General features: G+C 62.3%; 17 protein-coding genes. 5 read left to right on the top strand and 12 right to left on the bottom strand.

The genetic code is table 11. The annotated features are described in order from the left end of the window. Nucleotides 1-6: 6 nt before the first annotated feature. From H9529_RS18980 to uxaC, 5 genes are all read right to left on the bottom strand, one after another. Entirely contained in the window at nt 7-315 is a 309-nt protein-coding gene (locus tag H9529_RS18980; protein WP_092889059.1) for a cupin domain-containing protein, read from the bottom strand. A 26-nt stretch (nt 316-341) separates the two neighbouring features. Beyond that, on the bottom strand, nt 342-1622 hold the full coding sequence (locus tag H9529_RS18975) for a TRAP transporter large permease (RefSeq protein WP_092889062.1): 1281 nt from the start codon (nt 1620-1622) through the stop codon (nt 342-344). A 4-nt stretch (nt 1623-1626) separates the two neighbouring features. Then, complete coding sequence (locus H9529_RS18970; protein ID WP_092889065.1) at nt 1627-2148, bottom strand: TRAP transporter small permease; 522 nt, start codon at nt 2146-2148, stop codon at nt 1627-1629. Between the two features lie 148 nt (nt 2149-2296). Beyond that, entirely contained in the window at nt 2297-3277 is a 981-nt protein-coding gene (locus H9529_RS18965) for a TRAP transporter substrate-binding protein (RefSeq protein WP_092889068.1), read from the bottom strand. A gap of 28 nt (nt 3278-3305) precedes the next feature. Continuing rightward, nucleotides 3306-4709: a glucuronate isomerase gene (gene uxaC / locus H9529_RS18960; RefSeq protein ID WP_092889070.1), complete on the bottom strand. Its 1404-nt coding sequence runs from the start codon at nt 4707-4709 to the stop codon at nt 3306-3308. Between the two features lie 132 nt (nt 4710-4841). On the opposite strand from uxaC, the gene H9529_RS18955 reads away from it, so the two are divergent. Both H9529_RS18955 and H9529_RS18950 read left to right on the top strand, forming a co-directional pair. Then, nucleotides 4842-5546 (top strand): GntR family transcriptional regulator, encoded by a 705-nt coding sequence (locus H9529_RS18955; RefSeq protein WP_092889073.1) that lies wholly within the window; start codon nt 4842-4844, stop codon nt 5544-5546. Beyond that, entirely contained in the window at nt 5543-6478 is a 936-nt protein-coding gene (locus tag H9529_RS18950) for a sugar kinase (RefSeq protein WP_092889076.1), read from the top strand. Before H9529_RS18955 ends, H9529_RS18950 begins: the two co-directional genes overlap by 4 nt. A 122-nt stretch (nt 6479-6600) precedes the next feature. Here H9529_RS18950 and H9529_RS18945 read toward each other — a convergent pair whose 3' ends face one another. The 7 genes from H9529_RS18945 to H9529_RS18915 all read right to left on the bottom strand — a co-directional run bounded on the left by H9529_RS18945 (nt 6601) and on the right by H9529_RS18915 (nt 13722). Beyond that, nucleotides 6601-7989, bottom strand: coding sequence for an FGGY-family carbohydrate kinase (locus H9529_RS18945; RefSeq protein WP_092889079.1), 1389 nt, complete (start codon nt 7987-7989; stop codon nt 6601-6603). Nucleotides 7990-7992: 3 nt separating this feature from the next. Beyond that, nucleotides 7993-8307, bottom strand: a complete 315-nt coding sequence (rhaM, locus tag H9529_RS18940; protein ID WP_092889082.1) for an L-rhamnose mutarotase — start codon at nt 8305-8307, stop codon at nt 7993-7995. Between the two features lie 2 nt (nt 8308-8309). Beyond that, complete coding sequence (locus tag H9529_RS18935; RefSeq protein WP_092889085.1) at nt 8310-9302, bottom strand: ABC transporter permease; 993 nt, start codon at nt 9300-9302, stop codon at nt 8310-8312. Continuing rightward, nucleotides 9302-10273, bottom strand: coding sequence for an ABC transporter permease (locus H9529_RS18930; protein WP_092889088.1), 972 nt, complete (start codon nt 10271-10273; stop codon nt 9302-9304). Before H9529_RS18930 ends, H9529_RS18935 begins: the two co-directional genes overlap by 1 nt. Further along, nucleotides 10270-11796: a sugar ABC transporter ATP-binding protein gene (locus H9529_RS18925; protein WP_092889091.1), complete on the bottom strand. Its 1527-nt coding sequence runs from the start codon at nt 11794-11796 to the stop codon at nt 10270-10272. Before H9529_RS18925 ends, H9529_RS18930 begins: the two co-directional genes overlap by 4 nt. 93 nt (nt 11797-11889) lie before the next feature. Next, on the bottom strand, nt 11890-12879 hold the full coding sequence (gene rhaS / locus H9529_RS18920) for a rhamnose ABC transporter substrate-binding protein (protein ID WP_092889094.1): 990 nt from the start codon (nt 12877-12879) through the stop codon (nt 11890-11892). Nucleotides 12880-12918: 39 nt separating this feature from the next. After that, on the bottom strand, nt 12919-13722 hold the full coding sequence (locus tag H9529_RS18915; RefSeq protein WP_092889253.1) for a DeoR/GlpR family DNA-binding transcription regulator: 804 nt from the start codon (nt 13720-13722) through the stop codon (nt 12919-12921). A gap of 188 nt (nt 13723-13910) precedes the next feature. On the opposite strand from H9529_RS18915, the gene H9529_RS18910 reads away from it, so the two are divergent. From H9529_RS18910 to H9529_RS18900, 3 genes are all read left to right on the top strand, one after another. Next, nucleotides 13911-16013, top strand: coding sequence for a bifunctional rhamnulose-1-phosphate aldolase/short-chain dehydrogenase (locus H9529_RS18910; RefSeq protein ID WP_092889097.1), 2103 nt, complete (start codon nt 13911-13913; stop codon nt 16011-16013). 5 nt (nt 16014-16018) lie between these two features. Next, nucleotides 16019-17299, top strand: coding sequence for an L-rhamnose catabolism isomerase (rhaI, locus tag H9529_RS18905; RefSeq protein ID WP_092889256.1), 1281 nt, complete (start codon nt 16019-16021; stop codon nt 17297-17299). 165 nt (nt 17300-17464) lie between these two features. Continuing rightward, nucleotides 17465-18568: an AbrB family transcriptional regulator gene (locus tag H9529_RS18900; RefSeq protein WP_092889100.1), complete on the top strand. Its 1104-nt coding sequence runs from the start codon at nt 17465-17467 to the stop codon at nt 18566-18568. The last annotated feature ends 20 nt before the right edge of the window (nt 18569-18588 follow it).

Here is an 18588-nt window from a genome sequence, read left to right as displayed (position 1 = left end):
GTCCTTTCAGAGAAAATCGTCGCGGCGGGGAGTGAAGGTGTCGATCAGCTGGCCTGGTGCGAGGCAGACGCAGCCGTGCTCGGCACCCGATGGAATGATGAAACTGTCGCCTGGGCCAACCTCGAACGTGTCATCCGCAAGGGTGAAGCGGAAGCGGCCCGACGCGACATAGGTTGATTGCACATGGGGGTGGTTGTGCGGCGCACCGCTGGCGCCTTCCTGATCGAAGTTGAAGGCAACGACCATCAGTTGGGGCGCGTCGGCCAGCACCTGGCGGGTGACGCCGGGGCCAGTGGAAACGATTGCATGTGCCATGCGATGTCCTTTCGGGAAACGGGCGGTTAGCGGAACAGGGCGGGCAGCCACAACGACAGGGCGGGAATGTAGGTGACAAGCATCAATGTAACGACCGCGGCAAAGTAGAACGGCCAGATGCCGCGCACGGCCTCCCATATGGAAATACGGCCTACGGCGCAGCCGACGAACAGCACCGCGCCCACCGGCGGTGTGCAGAGCCCTATGCCGAGGTTCAGGATCAAGATGATCCCAAAGTGCACCGGATCGACGCCGAAGGCCATGGCCACCGGCAGAAAGATCGGGGTGGTGATAACAATCAACGGTGACATATCCATGAAGGTGCCCAGGATCAGCAGCGCCACGTTGATGAGCAGCAAGATCACGATAGGATTGTTCGAGATGCCCTGCATGAAGGACACGATCGCCGCAGGGACCTGAAGATAGGCCAGAAGCCAGCCGAAGGATGCCGCGCAGCCGATCACCAGCAGCACCATGGCGGTGGTGCGCACCGCGCCCATGGTGGCGGCGACAAACTGGTTCCATGGCAAAGAGCGATAGACAAAAAGGGTTATGAACAGCGCGTAGACCACCGCGATGTTAGAGCTTTCAGACGCCGTGAACACGCCCGAGCGCACGCCGCCAAAGATGATCGCCACCAAGATCAGGCCGGGCAGCGCCGACACGAACAGAACACCTACCATGCGCATGCCGGGAAAGGGCTCAGTCGGGTAGCCGCGTTTGCGCGCCACGATCCATGCCGCCACCATCAGCGACAGCGCCAGCAGAAGGCCCGGGATGATACCGGCGGTGAACAGATCGGCAATCGACAGCCGCCCCCCCGCCGAGATCGAATAGATGATGAGGTTATGCGATGGCGGCAGCATCAGCGCGATGATCGACGACACCACGGTGATGTTGACCGCATAATCGGCACCATAGCCGCGCTCTTTCATCTGGGGCACCATCAGACCACCGACGGCCGAGGCGTCGGCGGCAGCCGAGCCCGACACACCGCCGAACATGACGGATGCCACGATATTCACCTGCCCCAGTCCGCCGCGCAGATTGCCCACCAACGCCCCGGCCAGTGCGACAAGCCGCCGCGCGATGTCGCCGCGCACCATCAGGTCACCGGCGTAGATGAAGAACGGGATCGCCATCAGCGCAAAGACCGACACCCCGGAATTGAGGCGTTGGAACACCACCAGCGGCGGCAGGCCCATGTAGAGGATCGTGGCAAAGGATGAGACACCCAGGCAGAAGGCCACCGGCGTGCCGATCAGCAGAAGCGTAACGAAGGTGCCAAACAGGATATACAGTTCCAAGGGGTTATTCCTCTGCCAATTCGTCGCCGAAACGTGCTGTGTGCATGCCGGCCGCGCGCCGGGCCAGCCGCTCCAGCGAGAATATCACGATCAGCACCCCGCCCAGCGTGACGGGGATGTAGCTGACGCCATCGGGGAACCCCAGCGTCGGCATGGATCCGCTCCAGGTCCGGCGCGTCAGTTCAAGGCCAAACCAGAACATGCCCGCGCCAAAGGCGGCCACAACGATGTCCGAGACCGAATGCAAGATCAAGACGGCACGCCTGGGCAGCACCATCAGCAACACGTCAAAGCTGAGGTGATAGCCCTCTCGGGTGCCGACCGCCGCACCCAGAAAGATAAACCAGCCCATCAAGAGGACCGCGCTTTGCTCGGTCCACGTGAGGGGAACGTTCAGGACATACCGGGCGAAGACCTGCGCGGCAATGAAGGCTGTCATCAAGACCAGGCTGATCCCGGCCAGCCAAAGTGCTGCGCGGGCCAGAAGACCCAGATAAAACGCAAGGGATTTTAGCGTGTTCTGCACCGTACCTGCCCCCGGCCGTGGTGTTTTTCAGCATCATCCCGCAGGCCCCGGGCGCTAAGGATGCGCCCCGCGAAGCTGCGGGAAAAGGATGCGGGGCGTTCGCAAATGCGCCGCCCCGCAAGGTCATGTCAGTATTGCCGCGTCGCGATCATTCGGTTGCCTGAATGCGCGCGACCAGGTCTTTCAGCACTTCCGAGGTGACGTGCTTTTCATAGACCGGACCCATGGCTTCGATGAACGGGGTCTTGTCGATGTCCGTGATGATTTCGACACCCGCAGCGCGGACCATTTCTTCGGATTTGGCTTCACGCTCGGCCCACATTTCGCGCATCACGGGCACCGAGTCTTTCGCCGCCTGGCGCACCAGTTGCTGGTCTTCTTCCGACAGCTCATCCCAGGTTGATTTCGACATCACCAGGATTTCGGGGACGATCAGGTGTTCGTTCAGCGTGTAGTAGCCTGCGACCTCAAAGTGGCCCGAGGATTCGTAGGACGGCCAGTTGTTTTCCGCACCGTCGATCACGCCGGTCTGGATCGAGGAATAGACCTCGCCATACGGCAGGGGGGTGGCGCTGGCGCCCATTGCGCTCATCATGTCGACGAAGATGTCGGATTGCATCACGCGCATGCGCATGCCCGCCACATCTTCCAGCGACCGGATCGGACGCTGGCTGTTGTAGAAGCTGCGCGAGCCGCCATCGAAATAGGCCAGACCGACCAGGTCATGCGGCTCGAACGCGGCGAGGATCTCGTCGCCGATCGGGCCGTCCATCACGGTGTGCATGTGCTCGACCGAGCGGAAGATGAAGGGCAGCGACACAACCTTGGTTTCTTCAACCAGATTGTTGAACGGCCCCATGCTGACGCGGTTCATGTCGATGACGCCGAAACGGGTCTGTTCGATGGTGTCACGCTCTTCGCCCAACTGGGCCGAGTGGAACACTTCGACGCAGATGCGCCCGTCGGTGCGTTCCTGCAACAGCTCACCCATGTACTTCACCGCTTCGACGGTGGGGTAGCCATCGGGGTGCGTGTCGGACGACCGCAGCGTGATTTCGCAGGCCGCAGCCTGACCGATGAACGCCGCGCTGGCCAAAAGGGCCGCAGTCAGTGTCTTGGTAACCTTCATAGTCTCTCCTCCCATGAATGGCTCCGTATCAGAGCCGGTAAGCCTGCTTAGCAAGCCGGTATGCGAGGTCATGTGCGACCTCGTATGCTTCATCCTCGTCCAGTCTTCCGGTGGTTACGAGGGTAGCAAGAAACGCGCAATCCACGCGGCGGGCAACATCGTGCCGGGCCGGGATGGAACAGAAGGCGCGGGTGTCGTCGTTGAAGCCGACCGTGTTGTAGAACCCGGCGGTTTCTGTTGTCAGTTCGCGAAAACGGCGCATGCCTTCGGGGCTGTCAAAGAACCACCAGGGCGGCCCCAGCTTCAGCGCCGGGTAGACGCCCGCCAACGGTGCCAGTTCGCGCGACAATGTGGTTTCATCCAGCATGAAGACGATGATCGACAGCCGGGTATCGGTGCCGAAGGCATCCAGAAGCGGCTTCAGGTTGCGGACGAAATCGGTGCGGGTGGGGATGTCGAACCCCTTGTCGCGCCCGAATTTGGCAAGCACGCCGGGGTTGTGGTTGCGCCATGAGCCGGCGTGGATCTGAAGCACCAGGCCGTCATCCACGCTCATCCGGGCCATTTCAGTCAGCATCTGCCCGCGGAAGGCATCGGCCTGTTCCGGCGTGGCGCGCCCGGTCTTCACGATGTCGAACAGCGCCTCGGCATCTGTGGACGACAGGTTTTCGGTGCGTGCGGTGGGGTGGCCGTGGTCGGAAGAGGTCGCGCCATGGCGAATGAAGAAGGCGCGGCGCGCACGATGGGCGGCCAGATACCCGGCCCATGTCATCGTATCTTCGCCGGTCAGGTCACCAAGGGCGGCAAGGTTTTGGGTGAAGCCGGCAAATTCCGGGTCAACGATGGCATCGGGGCGGTACGCGGTGATGACCCGCCCCTTCCATCCGCTGTCGCGGATCATCTGGTGCCAGCGCAAGTCGTCCAATGCGCTTTCGGTGGTGGCCAGTGCCTCGATATTGAACCGCTCGAACAATGCGCGCGGACGGAACTCGGGCTTTGCAAGGCTGTCGTTGATCCGGTCATAGAGCGCATCGGCATTCGCGGCGGTCAGACGCTCATGAATGCCGAACACATCTGCGAAGGCCTGTGTCAGCCACAACCACGAAGGAGTGCCGCGCAGCAGGTGAAAGTTCTGCGCGAAGACCCGCCAGATTGCGCGTCCATCTGTCACTTCGGCCCGGCCATCGGCGCGCGGCACCCCCAGGGCATCCAGGTCAATGCCCTGCGAAAACAGCATGCGGAAAACGTAGTGATCGGGCGTCACGAACAGTTGTGCTGCGTCAGTGAAGGCGTTGTTTTCAGCGAACCAGCGCGGGTCGGTATGGCCATGCGGGCTGATGATCGGCAAGCCGCTGATCTGATCGTACAGGGCGCGGGCCAGCCCACGCGCAGTGCCTTCCAGCGGGAACAGGCGATTCTCATCTAACGGCATATACGCCCCCCTTACGGCTGCAAGCGGCCCTCCCATGGCCTTGAGCTATGCTAATATTCTAGATTAACAACCTTGTCAACGACAGCCAATTCTTGATATGCACAAGAATACCAGTGGGGAGGCGGGTTGCGCATGGAAACACCAATGGCATTGCGGGCGCTTGTCCCACCGGACCGGCCGTCGGTCGCGGATCAGGTGTTCGAGACGCTTCAGACGGGGATCTTGTCGCTGGAACTTCCGCCCGGGTCGAAGCTGTCCGAAGTCGAGGTTGCCAGCCAGATGGAAGTGTCGCGTCAGCCAGTGCGCGATGCCTTCTACCGGCTTTCAAAGCTTGGTTTTCTGGTTATCCGGCCGCAGCGTTCCACCACTGTCAGCCTGATCTCGGAGGCTGCCGTGGCCCGCGCGCGTTATGTTCGTACCGCGCTGGAGGTTGAGACCGTCCGCACCGCCGCCGAAACCCTGACGCCTGCCGATCATGTCGCGCTGGCAGCGATGCTCAGCGCGCAGGAAGCTGCGAAGGATGCGCAGGACAAGCGGCTGTTTCACCAGTTGGACGACCAGTTCCACCGCGAGATCTGCCACCGCGCGGGCATCGGGTTTGCCTGGGATCTGATCAATGAGAACAAGGCGCATATGGACCGCGTGCGGATGTTGTCGCTCAGCTTCGCCTCGCCGCAGGTCCTCAGCGATCACGGCGAGATTTATGATCATCTGGTGCGCCGCGACAGCGAGGGTGCCGCTGATGCGATGCGGCTGCACCTTTCGCGCATCGGTGATCTGATCGAGAGGCTGCGCGGCGAGAAACACGCATGGTTTGAAAGTGAAGTGACGCTATGACCCGGATCGTTGCCATCGGCGAATGCATGGTCGAACTGGCCCCCTGCCCCACCCCCGACACCTATCGCGCAGGATTCGCGGGCGATACGCTGAACACCGCGTGGTACCTGCGTAAGATGTTGGCGGCAGAGCATGAGGTGGCCTATTTCACCGCTGTGGGACATGACGACATGTCGCAGCGCATGGTTGCGTTTCTGGATGCGGCGGGGATTGTGACCGCGCATATCCAGCGGCGACACGATAGCACCGTCGGCCTATACATGATTAGCCTGAACAATGGCGAACGCAGCTTCAGCTACTGGCGCGGGCAAAGCGCGGCGCGTCGGATGCTGGATGGTGAAGGCGCGTTGCAGGCGGCGTTGGCGGGGGCGGATATGGCCTATATCTCGGGTATTACCCTAGCCATTTTGCCTGATTGTGATCGGGCGCGGTTGCTGCACGGCTTGCAGGTCTTCCGCGATTCAGGCGGCAAGGTGGTGTTTGATCCCAACCTGCGGCCCCGGCTGTGGCCGGATGGCGCGGCAATGACCGGCGCGGTCATGCAGGCGGCGGCAGTGTCTGACATCTGTCTGCCGTCTTATGAGGATGAGGCCGATTGGTTTGGTGATGCCACGCCTGATGCTACTGCGCAGCGCTATCGCGATGCCGGCGTGGGGCTCGTGGTGGTGAAGAACGGCCCGGGCGAGATCATGGTGGTGGCGGACGGGCAGCGTGTCACCTTTGCACCCGAACCCGTGCTGGATGTGGTCGACACCACAGCGGCGGGCGACAGTTTCAACGCCGGGTTTCTGGCAAGCTATCTGGACGATGGTGATTTGGAACGTGCCTGTGTCGCAGCGGCGCGGCTGGCCGCGCATGTCATCAGCCATTCCGGTGCGCTTGTCGCGCTTGATGCGCCGCCTCTGGTGCCTGCACCAGTGGCTGGGGCATAGCGCGGGAGGGCGTTTCCGCGCGCCAGTCGGCACAGCACAGCAGGCGCCTCAAGCTTGAGCCTGGTAGATTACGCCTACGGGGTCATCTTGCTGATTGGCCCATGCCCTGTCGGTGCGGTGCGTCAGGAGGCCGCCTTCAGATGTCCGCGCCATGCCGCCGCGTAGGCGGCGTAATCTTCCTGCCCCGCATCGTCGAGCGCGCTGGACAGACTGGGCATCACATTTGGCGTGTCCCCGGCGAAAAGCAGCGCCGCGCCAATCGCTGTGCCGGTCTGCGATGCCGTTGCCCGCACCGGCGCACCGGTCGCGGCGGTCAGCATGCGCAGAAAGATCCGGTTCTTGGCGAAAGGCCCCTCGACGATCACCGGTGCCCCGTTCGCGCCGGTCAGCCGCAGGCATTCCGCCGTCATGAGCGCCAGATAGAGCGAGAGGACCGCCATGCGTTGCCCGTCGGGCAGGGCCGTCTGGTCATGGGTCCATGCATGGGCGCGCCCGGCAAAGGGGCCGCTATCCTGCACGACAGCAGGCAAAAGGCATATGCCCTCGCGCAGAACAATGGCCAGATCATCCTTCCTTGCCTCTGACGTGGAGCCTTGACGGATCAGTTCGAATTCACGCCCACCCATGAACCGCGCGGAAGGTACGGGCTGGCCAAAGGCGTTGACGTTGATAAGCGTGTCGCGTGCCGGGTCCAGATCCACGGTCGGCGCGCCCACGCTCATGACGACGCACCATGTTCCGGTGGAAACCACCGAGAACGGCGGGGCCTGCGCGATCAGATGCGGCAGAAGCGATGCGTTGGAATCGTGGATGCCGCAGACCACCGGCGTATCGGGCGCGAGCCCGGTGACGGCTGCGATTGCAGGCAGCACCGGCCCCAGCACGCTGTCGGACCGCCGCGCGGGTGCCAGCATGTCGCGGATGTTCAGCCGGTCGACCAGGACCGAGAATTCGCCCGTCGCGGGCTTCCACAGGTCAGTGTGGCAGCCCAGCGAGGTAACGTCGCTGGCCAGCGTGCCGGTCAGCCGGTGCGCCCAGTATTGCGGGTAGGTCACGATATGCGCCGCACGGTCGCGCAGCCCGGGATCGGCCTGCAGCTGATAATGTAGCTGCGCGCCAAGGTTCAGCCCATGCGCCAGCCGCGGCGTTCCGGTATCGGCAAAGGGCGGGCGCAGGCGGTCGTATTCTACGGCAACCTCGGTGGGGATCGGGTGCTCATAATCCATCACCGGGGCGGCAAGCGTGCCATCGCTGGCCAGAAACGCGGCGCAGGCGCCATGTGTGGTGATCGATATAGCGTCGATACCGTGCTCGGCGTGAAAGGTTTTCAGGCCGTCCAGAAGGAATTGCCAATGCCCTTCGGTATCGAAATGCGCCCATGGTGGGCCGGGCAGCACGGTGTTGGGGCGGGTGATGACGGCGCGCTCGGTCAGGTCTGACAGGTCCACCAGCGCCAGTTTGGCGTTGGTCTTGCCGATGTCGATCACCGCGATATGCCGGGGCGTCTGCATCGCCTAATCCATCCGGAAAACGCAGGTCAGCGGCACCGCCACCGGCGCGTTATCCGGCCCGGTTTCCATGATGTCGGCCATATGTGCCCACCAGCGTTGCATCACCGGATGGTCGGGCAGGGCGTCCATGCCGTGATCCTCTGGGCGCCACAGGACAGCAAAGAGGATGCGCGCCTCTGGGTCCAGATGGATCGAGTAATCGCGCACCCCGGCGTCGCGCAGCAGGGCGACCAGTTCGGGCCAGATCTCATCATGCCGGCGGCGGTACTCGGCCTCCATCCCCGGGAACAGCTTCATGCGAAAGGCGTGTTTTTCCATGCTCATCCCCTTTTTGCGATCATGCGGATCATCCGGGGGACGGCGATCACCCCGATCAGCAGCAGGCCCACGAAGATTGACATCACGATCCCCGGCACGTTCAGAAGGCCAAAGCCGAAGGTCACCATGCCCAGTACGAACGCCGCCAGCACGACGCCCAGCATGGTCCCCGACCCGCCCAGGATGCTGACCCCGCCGAGGACGACCATGGTGACCACCTCCAGCTCCCATCCGTAGGCAATCGAGGGGCGCGTGGCGCCAAGGCGCGAGGTCAGGCAGATCGCCGCCACGCCCGACATCAGCCCGGTCAGAAGGAACAGGATGAAGCGCACCCGCGCCACCCGAATGCCGGAAAACTGCGCCGCCGTTGGGTTGTTGCCGATGACATAGACCGCGCGGCCGAAATTGGTGCGTTGCAGCAGAACCCAGAACGCCACGGCGGCGACGGCGAACAACGCAAATTCGAATGAGATCACCCACCACACATAGCCCTGCCCAAAATAGGCAAAGCCGGGCGGATACTGGTTGAACGCCTGATCGCCCAGAACGATATAGCTGATGCCGCGAAACAAGCTCATCGTGCCGATGGTCACCACGATCGAGGGCAGGCCCATGCCCGCCACCAGCGCGCCGTTGAACGCGCCGCAGGCAAGGCCGACCAGAAGGCCGATTGCCACCAGTTCCGGGGTGCCCAGCCCGAAGGTCGTAGCGACGCCCATGGCCGTAGAGGCCAGAGCGATGATAGAGGCGACCGACAGGTCGATATCACCCGCAACGATCAGCATCGCCATTGCAAAGGCGATCATTGCCTTTTCGGTGAAGTTGAACGTCGCATCCGACAGGTTCCAGGCGTTGAGGAAATACGGCGAGGCGAAGGAGTTCAGGATGAAAACGCCGATGGCGACCACCAGCAGCATTGCCTCCCAGCTTTTCAGGCCCCGCGCAAGCGGGCTGTTCAGCCGGTCGGGAATGGCGGCTCTTTGCAACTGGGACATCAGGCACGCTCCGCTGATTTGAGGATGAGACGGCCCTGCACGCGACCACGGCGGGCGTTGAGCACGACAGCCAGTACGATGGCGCTGCCTGAGATTGCCATTTGCCAGAACGGCGAAATCCCGATGACTGGCAGCGCGTTCTTGATGACGCCGAGGAACAGCGCGCCCAGCACCGCGCCCGCGACCGTGCCATAGCCGCCCGCAATCGCGATGCCGCCAATGACGCAGGCGGCGACCACGTCCAGTTCGAACCCTGAGGCGATATCGACATAGGCCACGGCATAGCGTGCCACCCAAAGATAGCCCACGAGACCCGCCAGCGCCCCCGAGATGGTGAAGGCGATGAACTGCGTGCGCCCGACATTGATCCCGGTATAGACAGCCGCATGGGCATTTCCGCCCACCGCGAAGAAGCTGCGCCCCAATGCGGTCTGGCGGATCAACACCACGAAACCCGCGATAACGGCGATGGTGATCCAACTCATCACCGGCAGGCCCAGAAATTCGCCGCGCGGTAAGCCCTTGAACCCGTCTGACATCTGATGCGCGTTCACCCAGCGTCCTTCCGAGATCAGGAAGATGATGCCGCGAAAGATCGTCATGGTGCCCAGTGTGACCACGATGGGTGGGATCCCAAGTTTCCAGACCAATATGCCATTGATCGCCCCCAGCACAGCGCCGAGCCCGATGGCTGCGGCGATGACCAGCGGCAGCGGCACGCCCATGCCGTTTAGCAGCGCCGCCACCATCCCGCACAGCGCCAGCGTGGCCGCCACCGACAAATCAATGCATTTCGTCAAGATCACGACCATCTGCCCCAGGGCCAGCAGCATCAGGGGCGAGGTGTCGTTGAACACCCCGGCCAGATTGTCGGGCGCGATGAAGCCTGGGAAGCGCAGCGAGATGCCCGCGATCATGACCAGGATGACGGCGCCCAGAAGCGCCTCGCGCGAGGAAAGGATACGGATCATGCGGCGGCCTCCAGACCTGCGGCCGCGCGGACCAGCCGCTCGGGCGACATGGTTTCGCGGTTGAATTCGGCGACCATACGCCCCTCACGCATCACGATCACGCGGTCGGACATGCCCAATACCTCTGGCAATTCCGAGCTGACCATGATGACCGCCAGCCCCTGTTCGGCCAGCTCGGCCATGAATTCATGCACGGCGGCCTTGGACCCGATGTCGATGCCTTTGGTCGGTTCATCGAGGATGATGACGCGTGGCTTGGTGGCCAGCCATTTGGCGATGACCACCTTTTGCTGGTTCCCGCCTGACAGCAGGCCCACATCCTGATCGAGGGAGGCGGCGCGCAGATCCAGCCGGGTGGTGTATTCGCGCGCCAGCTTGAATTCCTCGGCCAGCCGCAGGAAGCCGCTGCGCGACGTGCGGTCCAGCGACGGCAGGGTGACGTTTTGAAAGATACCCATCCCCTTGACAGCGCCCTGACGGCCCCTGTCTTCGGGGACATAAACCACGCCGCGCCCGATCGCGTCTGCCGTAGAGCGGATCGCGACAAGCTCATCGTCAATCCGGCAGGCACCCTTGCTGGGCGTGGTCAGCCCGAACAGCGATTGCATGAACTCTGACCGCCCGGCGCCGATCAGACCGTAAAAGCCCAGGATCTCGCCTGCGTGCAGGGTGAAATTGATGTCCTCAAATTCGGTCGGGTGGCTGTAGCCCGCCACGGTCAGCACGGGCCTGCCGGTATGCGGCTGCCGCTTGGGGAAGATCTGATCGACGGCGCGGCCGACCATCATCTGCACCAGATCGCCTTCGCTCACATCTGCCATCTGGCCCGCGCTGATGAATTCGCCATCGCGAAACACGGTATAGCGGTCTGCGATGCGGAAGATTTCGTCAAACTTGTGGCTGATAAACAAGATCGCCTTGCCGTCGGCCTTCAGCCGCTCGATCAGCTCATAAAGCTCGTGGATTTCCTTGTGGCTCAGCGCGGCGGTGGGTTCGTCCATGATCACCACGCGCGCATCAACCGACAGCGCGCGAGCGATTGCCACCAGATGTTTCTTGGCAATGCCCAGATCGCGCAGCCGGGTCTGTGGATTCAGATCGGCCTTGATCCGTTGCAGCAGCGCGCGGGCCTGCGCATTCATCGCGGTCCAGTCGATCAGGCCCAGCCGGTTGCGCGGGGCATGGCCCAGAAAGATGTTCTCGGCCACGCTGAGTTCGTCAAACAGCACGGTTTCTTGATGGATGGCGGTGACGCCTGCGGCGGTGGCGGCCTGGGCGGTGGCAAAGTGGACGGGCTGGCCGTCCACCTGCACCGTGCCTTCATCGGGCTGATAGATGCCGGTCAGGATTTTCACGGTGGTGGATTTTCCCGCGCCATTCTCGCCGATCAGGGCGGTGACCTGGCCGGGATAAAGGTCCAGTGTCACATCCGATAACGCCCGCACACCGGGGAAGGTCTTGGTGACGCCGGTCAGCGACAACACGGGATGCGCAGCATCTGCGCCGGAAACTTGGGCGGTCATGGCGGGCCTGACGTTGAGGGCAAGGGTCGGGGAAACCGGCCCGGAGCACGAGGGGGAGGGGTGCGCCGGGCCGGTTCAGATCACCAGTGCGGATCAGAAGATCGACTTGAACTCGTCGATGTTCGATGCGTCATAGGTGAATGGGTCGGACATCGCGGCTTCGTTGTTCTCATCCAGAACGGCCTCGCCCATGCGGCCCATGGGGATGGACGCGCCCGGTTCGGCCACAGCGCCGTTGGCGATGTTGTAGGCCAGCATGGTCGCGGCATAGCCCAGATCGATCGGGTTCCAGATCGCGAACGAGATCGTCGCACCGGATTCCACCGCGCCGGCCATTTCCGATGGCAGGCCCAGCCCGGTCACATTGACCTCACCGATCTTGCCGGCATCGGCGACGGCCTGGCTGGCGGCAAGGATGCCCACCGTGGTCGGCGCGATGATCGCTTTCAGGTCGGGGTAGGTGGACATGAGGCCTTGCGCCTCGCGGTAGGACTTGTCGGCCAGATCGTCACCATAGACTGTCGCGACCAGGTTGATGTCGGGATAATTGTCCATTACCTTGGTCATTTCCTCGATCCAGATGTTCTGGTTGGTCGAGGTTGCGGTGGCCGACAGCACGGCCACATCGCCGCCTTCGGGCATGTGGTCGGCGGCCAGCTTGATGATGGTGTTGCCGATCAGTTCGCTGGACGACGGGTTGAGGTGCATCTGCCGCCCCTCAGGTGCCACGCCGCTGTCCCATGAAATCACGGTGATGCCACGCTGCATGGCCCGGCGCAGCGCGGGCGCGACCGAATCCGGGTCATTGGCCGAAATTGCAATCGCATCAACGCCTTGCGCGATCAGGGCGTTGATGACCTCAATCTGACCTTCGGCGGTGGTGCTGGTCGGGCCGGTGTAGATGATTTCCACATCACCCAGTTCGGCGGCTGCTTCCTGTGCGCCCTCATTCGCGGCTTCAAAGAAGCCGATCCCCAGCGCCTTGACCACCAGCGCGATACGCTGGGTATCAGCCTGCGCGGTACCTGCCATAAGAACCGTCGCCATGGCGGCGGTTGTCAGTGCTTTCTTCAGAATACTCATGATTTCCTCCCATTGAGTTTCGTTTCGTCGTCTTGGCGCCTAACGTGCGGCGTCTTTGCGTTCGGCGGCCGTGGCGGGTGCCACGATCAGCCGGACATCTGCGGCCTCTAGCATTTGCGCGTCGCGGTCTGTGATCCCTTCGTCTGTAATCACGACATGGATGCGCGACAGCGGGCACAGGATCAGACTGGAGCGGTTGCGGAACTTTGAGCTGTCGATCAGGAGCACCAATTCATCCGCCTGCCCGATCAGCTTCTGTTCGGCCTGGATCAGCAGCGGGTCGGCTTCCATCAACCCAAGCGGTCCGAGGCCTTGCGCACCCATGAACATGCGTTTGGCGTAGAAATTGCGCGTCACATCGTTGTCGAAGGGCGACAGGATGATGTTTTGCTCGCGGTAGATCGCCCCGCCTGACAGCAGCACGGTGTTACGCGAATGCTTCAGCAGGTGCTCGGCAATTGGAAAACTGTTGGTGAAGACCTGCATGCGACGGGCAGACAGCGGGTGCACCATCTGGAACGTGGTCGTCCCGCCGTTGATGATAATGGGGTCGCCATCTTCGCACAGCTCCACCGCTGCGCGGGCAATCGCCTGTTTTTGCGGTGCGTTGATCGTGGCGTTAACGCTGAACGGGCGCCCGGCCAAGCCCACAAACTGTGGCGGGGCAATCGCTTCGGCACCGCCGCGCACCCTGCGCAGGCGCTTTTGGACATGCAGCGTGGCAATGTCGCGTCGAATCGTCGCTTCCGACGCGCCGGTGAGGGACACGAGGTCGATGACGGTCGCAACCGGATGGTCCTGCACGGCGGACAGAATAATACGATGACGCTCAGATTCGTGCATGATTTCCCCCGTAACTTCGATGAAAGCTGACAGCGTTTTCAATCACTGTCAATCATTTTCAATCGTCAATGGCTGTTTGCAGGTGCAGCATGATTGGTTATGATTGTTTTTGATTGACATATCGTCGCAGACTGGCCCAGATACGCGCAGGAAGGCGCAGCATCTTGTCCGCGTCAAGGAGAGGTACCATGACGAAATCCCCCGCCACGAAACGGCTTGAAAACCTTTGGAATGACAGCACTTCGGCAGGTATGACCGAGCCTGAAAAGCTGCTCTACCGCTCGAACCTGTTGGGCTCGGACAAGCGAATCACGAATTATGGCGGCGGCAATACCTCGGCCAAGGTCATGCAAGCCGATCCGCTGACCGGCGACATGGTTGAAGTGCTGTGGGTGAAGGGTTCCGGCGGCGATGTCGGTTCCATCAAGATGGACGGGTTTGCCACGCTTTACATGGAAAAGCTGGAAGCCCTGCGTGGCATCTATCGCGGTCTGGAGTTCGAAGATGAGATGGTCGGCTTCCTGCCGCATTGCACCTTCAACCTGAATTCCCGGGCGGCCAGTATCGACACGCCGCTGCACGCCTATGTGCCGCAAAAACACGTCGACCATATGCACCCCGATGCGATCATCGCCATCGCGGCTGCAAAGAACTCTCGCGAACTGACCAAACAGATCTTCGGGGATGAGATCGGTTGGCTGCCGTGGAAGCGTCCGGGCTTTGAACTGGGTTTGTGGCTATCGAAATTCTGCGCCGACAATCCCGATGCCAAGGGCGTCGTGCTCGAAAGCCATGGGCTGTTCACGTGGGATGACGATGCGAAAATGTGCTACGAGACGACCCTGCGCATCATCAACCGTGCCATGGATTGGTTTGAAGCGGAGACCGCGGGCAAGACAATCTTTGGCGGTGCCGTGCATGAAAGCCTGAGCGCCGATGCGCGCCGCGCCGTTGCAGCACGCCTGATGCCCGCGATCCGCGGCATGGTGTCTGGCGAACAGCACATGGTCGGCCATTTCGACGACCAGCCTGCCGTGCTGGAATTCGTCAATGCCGCCGAGATGCCCGCGCTGGCTGCCCTCGGGACCTCCTGCCCTGACCATTTCCTGCGCACCAAGATCCGCCCGCTGGTGGTGGATTTCGCCCCTGCCACCCCGGATGTCGATGCGACGCTGGCCAATCTGGGTCCGCAGGTTGCGGCGTATCGAGAGGATTACGCGGCCTATTACAACCGCTGCAAGCATGACAATTCGCCCGGCCTGCGCGACCCCAACGCGGTGGTTTACCTGATCCCCGGTGTCGGCATGATCACCTTCGCCAAGGACAAGGCGACGGCGCGGATTTCGGGTGAGTTCTACGTCAATGCGATCAATGTGATGCGCGGTGCCAGCACGGTTTCGGAATACTGCGGCCTGCCGGAGCAGGAGGCATTCGACATCGAATACTGGCTGCTGGAAGAGGCAAAGCTGCAACGGATGCCCAAACCCAAAAGCCTTGCAGGTCGGATCGCCTTCATCACCGGCGGCGCGGGCGGGATCGGTTCGGCCACGGCAGAGCGTTACCTGCGCGAAGGCGCGTGTGTCATGCTGGCCGATATCGACGACAGCGCACTGGCCGCCACCCGCGACAACCTGACCAGCCGCTTCGGCGCGGATGTCGTGCGCACCGTGCGCATGGATGTGACGGTCGAGGATGCGGTGATCGCAGCGGCGGCACAAACGGCGGCAGAGTTCGGCGGGCTGGATATTCTGGTATCGAACGCAGGCATCGCGTCCTCGGCGCCGATCGAAGAAACCAGCCTTGCGTTGTGGAACAAGAACATGGACATCCTGTCCACCGGCTATTTCCTTGTCAGCCGCGAGGCGTTCAAGGTGCTGAAGGTGCAGGGCATCGGCGGGGCCATCGTGTTTATTGCGTCGAAGAACGGGCTGGCGGCCAGCCCCAATGCCTCGGCCTATTGCACGGCGAAAGCGGCGGAGATTCATCTGGCCCGTTGTCTGGCGTTGGAAGGTGCCCCCAATCAGATCCGCGTCAATGTGGTGAACCCTGATGCCGTGCTGCGCGGGTCCAAGATCTGGTCGGGTGACTGGCTGAAGGAACGTGCGGATGCCTATGGCAAGGACACCGCCGATCTGGAAGATCACTATCGCCAGCGCTCGCTTCTGAAACGCTCGGTCCTGCCCGAAGACATTGCCGAGGCTGCGTATTTCTTCGCCTCAGAGGCATCGGCCAAATCGACGGGCAACATCCTGAACGTCGATGCGGGCAACGTTCAATCGTTCACGCGGTGATGAATATGACAAAGATCGACACAAGCCTGATCGTCGCGCAGAACGACGCGCATGAAGATGCGCTGCGCGCAGATTATGACAGCCTTGGCGAACGGCTGGACCGGTGCGGCATCGACATTGCCGCGCTGACCGCCCGCGCCGCGGCCTTTGGCGTGGCGGTGCCCAGTTGGGGCGTGGGCACCGGCGGTACCCGCTTTGCCCGCTTTCCCGGCCGGGGTGAGCCGCGCCACATCTTCGACAAGCTCGATGACTGCGCGGTCATCCAGCAACTGACCCGCGCCACGCCGACGGTGTCGCTGCATATTCCTTGGGATATGGCCGACCCGGCTGACCTGAATGCCCATGCGGAAGGGCTGGAGCTGGGGTTCGATGCCATGAACTCCAACACGTTCCAGGATCAGCCCGGTCAGGCGCGCAGCTACAAGTTCGGTTCGCTGTCACATACCGATGCCGCCACGCGGGCGCAGGCAGTGGCGCATAATATCGAATGTATCGAGCTGGGCCAGAAACTGGGATCGAAGGCGCTGACAGTCTGGGTCGGCGACGGGTCGAATTTTCCGGGTCAAAGTCACTTTATCCGTGCTTTTGATCGCTACCTTGAGGCTACGAAAGAGATCTACGCCGCCCTGCCCGACGACTGGCATTTGCTGACTGAACACAAGATGTACGAGCCTGCGTTCTACTCGACGGTCGTGCAGGATTGGGGCACCAACTATCTGATCGCCACCGAACTGGGCGACCGGGCGAAATGTCTGGTTGATCTGGGCCACCACGCGCCAAACGTGAATATCGAGATGATCGTGGCGCGCCTGATCCGCTTTGGCAAGCTGGGGGGGTTCCACTTCAACGACAGCAAATATGGCGATGATGATCTGGACGCCGGTTCGGTCGATCCGTACCGCCTGTTTCTGGTGTTCAACGAACTGGTTGATGCCGAAGGCACCCCCGGGCTGGACCTGTCGCATATGCTGGACCAGTCGCACAACGTGACGGATCCGATTGAATCGCTGATGATCTCGGCGGTTGAGGTGCAGCGCGCGTTTGTGCAGGCGTCGTTGGTCGACCGCACGGTGCTGTCGGGCTACCAGACCGATAACGATGCCCTGATGGCCAGCGCGACTTTGCGCGCAGCGTTCCGCACCGATGTCGAGCCGATCCTTGCCATGGCGCGGCTGCAAGCGGGTGGCGCGATTGACCCGGTCGCCGCCTATCGTGCATCGGGCTACCGCGAGGGTGTGGCGGATGTGCGCCCGGCGGTCACCGGATCGGGCGGCGGGTTGGTCTGACCGGATTTGGTGTGGCGCCGGTCCATTATCATCCGCGGCTCGTGGCGCACCGGTGCAGTCTGGCTGGGGAGGGTTCTCTCAATCATTTGAACTTTCCGAGCGAAGGGCGTAATCCAGTGCCATGGCGCGCGTGCCGCGCCACCGGCACAAAGGAAGACATTCGCGATGACAAAGACCAGCACGCAGGCGGGGGGCCGGTTGGCGCGGATTGCTCTGGCTTTGACCCTGGGCGCCTGTGGGGGCGTGGTTTTCAACTGGCTGGGTATGCCGCTGCCGTGGATGCTGGGGGCCTTGGTGTTCAACACGATCGCGGCCATTGCTGGTGCCCCGGTCCGGGCACCGACGGCGGCGCGCAATTATGTGGTCGTTGTGATTGGCGTGATGCTCGGCTCGGGCTTTACCTCGGACATTCTGGCGCATGTGGGCGGCTGGGTGCTGTCGTTGATGTTCCTGACGGCCTACATGTTCATCGCGGGGCTTCTGGTCGTGCCTTACTACATCCGGCTCGGGAAGTTTGACACGGCTTCGGCCTATTTCTCGGGCATGCCCGGCGGCCTGAATGAGATGATTTCCATCGGTGGCGATATGGGCGGGGATGAGCGCAAGATCGCCCTCGCCCATGCCAGCCGCATCCTTATCACCGTGTCGCTGCTGGCGTTGTGGTTCCGGTTCATCGCCGGGCTTGAGGTCGGCGACCGCAATGCCATCGGTGTTCCCTTTACGGTGATCCCGCCGGTGGAACTGCTGGTGCTGGCGGGCTGTGGGGTGCTGGGGTTTTTCATCGGACCCCGCCTGCGTCTGCCGGCGCCGATGCTGGTTGGCCCGATGCTGATCAGCGCGGTGGCACATATCGCGGGGTTGAGCACGACGCCCCCACCGCAGGAATTGGTGATGTTGGCGCAGCTGGTATTGGGCACAATCATGGGCTGCCGGTTCATCGGCAGCACGGCGCGCCAGATCGGCCATGCCATCTTGCTCAGCATCGGCGCGACGATCATCACGCTGGCGGTGACGCTGGTTTTCGCGATTTTCTTCCATCAGTTGTTCGGTCAGACGACCGAGCAGGTCTTGCTGGCCTTTGCCCCAGGCGGTCTGGCCGAGATGAGCCTGATCGCACTGGCCATGGGGGCCGAGGTGGACTACGTCGCATTGCACCATATTGTGCGGATCACTATCATCGTGGTAATGGCACCGCTGGTGTTCCGGCTGTTGCGGCCTTGGCTTGCGCAGCCCCCCCGCCCCGATCCCGATCAAGATTCGTCGCGCTGATCGGCAGCGCAGTGTGCTTT

The organism is Roseicitreum antarcticum, assembly GCF_014681765.1.
Taxonomy (GTDB): Bacteria; Pseudomonadota; Alphaproteobacteria; order Rhodobacterales; family Rhodobacteraceae; genus Roseicitreum; species Roseicitreum antarcticum.
This window is presented reverse-complemented; position numbering and strand designations above follow the sequence as displayed.